This window comes from Synechococcus sp. 1G10, from assembly GCF_002252625.1.
Taxonomy (GTDB): domain Bacteria; phylum Cyanobacteriota; class Cyanobacteriia; order PCC-6307; family Cyanobiaceae; genus Regnicoccus_A.
Window position 1 is genome coordinate 1 of sequence record NZ_NQKW01000049.1, and the last position, 3864, is coordinate 3864.

The 3864-nt window shown below is 53.1% G+C and carries 3 protein-coding genes and 1 pseudogene; 2 read left to right on the forward strand and 2 right to left on the reverse strand.

Annotation, left to right across the window (positions count from 1 at the left end):
* On the forward strand, positions 1-504 hold a 504-nt coding region (locus tag CJZ82_RS17315; protein WP_143593762.1), incomplete at its 5' end, for an IS1595 family transposase.
* Here the strand turns inward: CJZ82_RS17315 and CJZ82_RS18175 are convergent.
* Both CJZ82_RS18175 and CJZ82_RS17325 read right to left on the reverse strand, forming a co-directional pair.
* Complete coding sequence (locus CJZ82_RS18175; RefSeq protein WP_143593763.1) at positions 501-932, reverse strand: hypothetical protein; 432 nt, start codon at positions 930-932, stop codon at positions 501-503. The two genes, CJZ82_RS17315 and CJZ82_RS18175, sit on opposite strands and share 4 nt — an antisense overlap.
* A gap of 644 nt (positions 933-1576) precedes the next feature.
* Positions 1577-2626, reverse strand: coding sequence for a 2OG-Fe(II) oxygenase (locus CJZ82_RS17325; RefSeq protein WP_094556975.1), 1050 nt, complete (start codon positions 2624-2626; stop codon positions 1577-1579).
* Positions 2627-3096: 470 nt separating this feature from the next.
* On the opposite strand from CJZ82_RS17325, the pseudogene CJZ82_RS17330 reads away from it, so the two are divergent.
* Positions 3097-3771: pseudogene (locus CJZ82_RS17330) on the forward strand (IS256 family transposase); the annotation flags it as partial.
* Between the last annotated feature and the right edge of the window lie 93 nt (positions 3772-3864).

Here is a 3864-nt window from a genome sequence, read left to right on the forward strand (position 1 = left end):
GGAGAACGCTGTGGTGGCAAGGCTGGTCGTGGATCAGAGAACAAGCTGCCGATAGTGGCGGCCGTCTCTCTCGATGAGTCAGGCCACCCCCGGCACGTGAAGCTTGCCACTGTGGCCACGTTCTCCTTTGCCGCTATTGCTGACTGGGCCCAGGATTCATTGGCGATAGGTTGTGAAGTGATCTCTGATGGGCTGGCCTGCTTCCGCGCCGTGACAGAAGTCGGTTGCCTCCATCAACCTGTGGTCGTAAAGGGTCGCCATCCCAATGAACTACCAGAATTCCGTTGGATCAACACGGTACTCAGCAACTTGAAAACCAGCTTCAGCGGCAGCTTCCATGCCCTGCGCTTTGAGAAGTACGCCAACCGTTACCTGGGCGCATTCAGCTACCGCTTCAATCGGCGGTTCAATCTGGCAGCACTGACCGAGCGTGTGGCTCATGCCATATGCAGTTGCACCGCACGGCCGGAACGACTCCTGAGGAGTGCGGAGTTTGCTACCTAATCAAGTACCCCTATGAAGTCGTTGAGCGACTGCAGAGTACCAATGGCTGCCTCCAAATCTTTGGTAACCGCTACAATCCTGTTTCTCGGCTCATCAATATCTGCGATGACCTGACGCAGAATAACGCTATTGAGTGCATCCGCAATCAGGCGAAGTTGATCTTCGAACTGCCCGATCATGTCAGATTCTTGTCTAGTGATGATACCCTGATTCTCAAGAGTATCTCGACGGGTGAGCGACCAACTGATTAAATCGAAAAAAGCATCCCGAATGTCAACAAGTTGGTCTCGGTTAAGAGCTTTAGCCATGGCAATCCTTTTGTTGTTGTGTGGTTTAGCACAGACGAGATTAGTTGCTGCCAAGTGATCGAGTAATTCCCAAGGCAAGCGGCTCAGCTCGCCGTTGGTAGTTTTGGAGAATTCGCGCAATCCTTTCCGACTCCATTGGCGTTAGTCTATAAGCTTTTGGCGCAGGAGTGATCGTTTCCGATTCAGCTAGCATGGATCCAGTAGCTGCAGGTGAAGGCAATAACGCGGCAACACCTGAAGAATCTTTCTTTTTGAAAAACGGCTGACAAAAGCTTTTGAGATCATGGTTATTCATGTTTGCTCTAAGAGCAAAGATCCCTCGCATTTCATTGTGAGTCTTGGCCGTTTCGCAAAGCAGTTGGATGTATGCTCGTCCTGCCTGCTCTCGGTTGGATAAGGCCACAAGCTCTTCTCCATATTGTCGGCGCAAAAGGAAAGTTGCTATCCGTTCTGAAGCTTGGGATGGTTGGGCGGAGATGTCTGGTTTGAGGCTTTGATAGTAGTTATCCATTGCAGTTCGCTCGTTTCGCAAGGTGCCATTAATGGACTGATACCCATGCTGTTGCAAAGGCTCTCAGACTTGTGTCGGTCAGTCAGAGCTTGATTGCCAACATAGCGATGCCGCCCACCAGCAACAGGCGTTAGATCCGTTCAGGTTGGCTTGAGTGGCTTGACTACAGTTGAATGATCCTGTTCTTGTGATCGCGGAACAGTTACTCGCAACGGATTTGTCTGAATTTGCTCCACAGCGCCTTTGGCAAGCTTTAATCTAGAGGAGCTTCATTAGGGGCTTCCCGTAGCCATGAGGCACGACTAGTATCTTCCGCTTTGTCTGGATTGCGAAGGCCTAGATGCACACGCTCAAGTTTGTCTATTAGACGCTCGATGGCTTGGTAGGTCCCATGCATGCGTTGTGAATCTTGCTCACTCACCTCGCACCCAGCCTCCAAGTGGTACAAGAATTGATAGCCATGCAAGACGATCTCTTCAAGGAGTTCGCGACTGTGATTGCTGCGCATCTGCCACTGCTCTCTCAGATCTAATATATCTTTTTCGGCCAGAATATGCCCAGCCTTAAGATAAGATGGCAAGGGTTCGTCAACATAAACTGTAGATCGGTTGAGTATGGTATCCTCTGAGGGCGGGTGAAGGGTATAGTAATAAACTGCAACTGAACGCCTAGTCAAGTGACGCTTGCCTGGCGGCAGCTCAATAACTGGAAAGCCATGCCAAGAGGAAGAAGTGGTTTCTAGAAGGGTGCAGCTATTCATGCCATTTGGACAACGGACTATCTGGTCTCTGTCTGGGTGCAAGGGGTCTGAGTGGAGCTCTAGCCGGCCACCCCATTCATCTTGCCAGTCAGGATTGAGATAAACTAGGAGATTGAGCCTTCGGTACCATCCAGCAGTGGGATGGTAGTTATAGTCAATGTGTGGAAGTAGGCGCTCTCCATTGAGACTCTCGTGAGTTCCGCCGCCATAGTACTCTGGATCGTAGAGTAGATTGGGAATGCCAGTAATACGAGTCAGCAGGTCCAGAAACTCCTTTGATTGAACAAGGTCGTCAAAGGCACGGAATGATTCACCTAAATCTCTGACTTTCTGATTCTTTGTCTTGCCGCCCCGCATGCCGTTTGCTTGAAATCTTTCGAGAACGCTGGGGTCGCATGGTGGAAACTCAGAAATCAGACGTCGACAAAAATCATGATCAAGTAAGTTGTCAATGGAGATATGGGGGCATGGACTATTTTCCCTAAAAGAGCGAGACAGCTCTTCTGTGCTCTGTAAAAACTCTGTCGATAGAAGTTTAAGCATGGATTGTTATGCTCCTGCCTTGGACATGGTATGAACTCGCGGTGTTTGATCCAGTCTGCAGTCCAATAACCACCAATATTCTACAGTCTAGTTGAATCGTCTTGGGATTTAGAAGCGTATCCAGGAGTTGGAGTACACTCGGCTGAAGCATACATGCAGCGGGTGCCGGCGAACTCAACGCTGGCTGGCGGATGAGGCTGTCATGAGCATCTTTGTCACGTACGCTCATCTGTCGAGATGATGGACCCACAGCTTAGATGCATTTGCCATTAAGACAAAGCAACGTCCCAGTAAGTGGTGTAACTCAGGAGGAGCAGCACCTGCGTAGCCGGTGTTGACGGCTGATCTGCTCAGACATCAATCGTAGCAATGGGTGGGCCGGTCTGTGACCCTGGTTGGAGAACTACCACCACCCCTGACTACAGACCATGACCCATCCCCATAGTGGCGCCTGTGAGCTGGCTCAGCTCATGGAGGGAACCACCGCTGGCGCCCTGATTCCGGAGATCGTGCGCCGTGGTTTCCAGGACCTGCTGGAAGCCGAGGTCTCTGCTTTCACCGGCGCCCAGCTCCACGAGCGTTGCCCCGATCAGCGCTCTACCCACCGCAACGGCTACCGGGAGAGGTTGCTCACCACCCAGGTGGGCGACCTGTCTCTGGCCATTCCAAAGCTGCGCCAGGGAAGCTTCTCTCCCAACTGGCTCGAGCCACGCCGCAGGGTCGACAAGGCCCTTTATGCGGTGGTGATGGAGGCCTATACCGGCGGCATCTCCACCCGCAAGGTCGACGCGTTGGTAGAGGCTCTGGGCAGCAGCACCGGCATCTCGAAGTCCGAGGTCAGCCGGATTTGCCAGGGCCTCGATGAGCAGGTGAAAGCCTTCCTGCAGCGGCCTTTGGATCACGCCCATTTCCCCTACGTCTACCTGGATGCCACCTACCTCCACTGCCGCCTTGGCCGCAACCTGCAGGTGGTGTCGCGAGCCGTGGTGGTGGCGATCGGCATCAATGCCCTCGGCTACCTCGAGGTGCTCGGCATTGCAGTCGGTGACAGTGAGGCCGAGGGCTTCTGGCGCCAGTTCCTGGGTTCGCTTAAAGAGCGCGGTCTGACTGGAACCCGGCTGGTGATCTCAGATGCCCACCTGGGCAGGGCTGATTCAAAGTGTGTCACAGGCGCTCTGGCCTGAGCCGCACCCATGGGTTTTGGTCGGTGGGAGTGCTCCCTCCTTGTGCCCGAAACC